Here is a 1,159-nt window from a genome sequence, read left to right on the forward strand (position 1 = left end):
ATTATGCTTCGATAGCTGTAACAACACCAGCGCCTACTGTATGGCCACCTTCGCGAATCGCGAAACGTAAACCTTCTTCAATAGCGATTGGAGTGATAAGCTCGATGTTCATAGTGATGTTATCACCAGGCATACACATTTCTGTACCTTCTGGTAAGCTGATAACGCCAGTTACGTCAGTTGTACGGAAGTAGAATTGTGGACGATAGTTGGAGAAGAATGGAGTATGACGGCCACCTTCTTCTTTTGTCAACACGTATACTTCTGCTTTGAATTTAGTGTGAGGTTTGATGGAACCTGGTTTAGCCAATACTTGACCACGTTCGATGTCTTTACGGTCGATACCGCGAAGAAGTGCCCCTACGTTGTCACCTGCTACTGCAGATTCCAAAAGTTTACGGAACATTTCAAGACCTGTAACTGTAGTGCTGGATGGTTCTTCTTGAAGACCAACGATTTCTACTACGTCACCTACGTTGATTTGACCACGTTCTACACGGCCAGTTGCTACTGTACCACGACCAGTGATTGTGAACACGTCCTCTACAGGCATCAAGAATGTTTTGTCTGTGTCACGTTCTGGAGTTGGGATGTATTCGTCAACGCGAGCCATCAATTCGTTGATTGCTTCTACGTATGTAGCGTCGCCTTCTAATGCTTTCAATGCAGAACCTGCCACAACTGGAATGTCATCGCCAGGGAATTCATAGCTGGAAAGCAATTCACGGATTTCCATTTCTACTAATTCTAATAATTCTTCATCGTCAACCATGTCTTTTTTGTTCATGAATACAACGATAGCTGGTACACCAACTTGGCGAGCTAACAAGATGTGCTCACGAGTTTGTGGCATAGGGCCGTCAGCTGCAGATACAACTAGGATAGCGCCGTCCATTTGAGCAGCACCAGTGATCATGTTTTTAACATAGTCAGCATGGCCTGGGCAGTCAACGTGTGCATAGTGACGAGTGTCTGTTTCGTACTCTACGTGTGCAGTGTTGATTGTGATACCGCGTTCACGTTCTTCTGGAGCTTTGTCGATCATGCTGTAGTCTTGGAAGTCAGCTTGACCTTTTTCAGCAAGAACTTTAGTGATTGCTGCTGTTAAAGTAGTTTTACCATGGTCAACGTGACCGATAGTACCAATGTTAACGTGTGG

General features: G+C 45.0%; 1 protein-coding gene. It reads right to left on the minus strand.

Translation table 11 applies throughout. The features are described from left to right. Position 1: 1 nt before the first annotated feature. The coding region (tuf, locus tag EO113_RS08030) for an elongation factor Tu (RefSeq protein ID WP_062401214.1) at positions 2 to 1,159 on the minus strand (1,158 nt) is incomplete at its 5' end.

Source organism: Veillonella sp. 3913, from assembly GCF_003992235.1.
GTDB lineage: Bacteria > Bacillota > Negativicutes > Veillonellales > Veillonellaceae > F0422.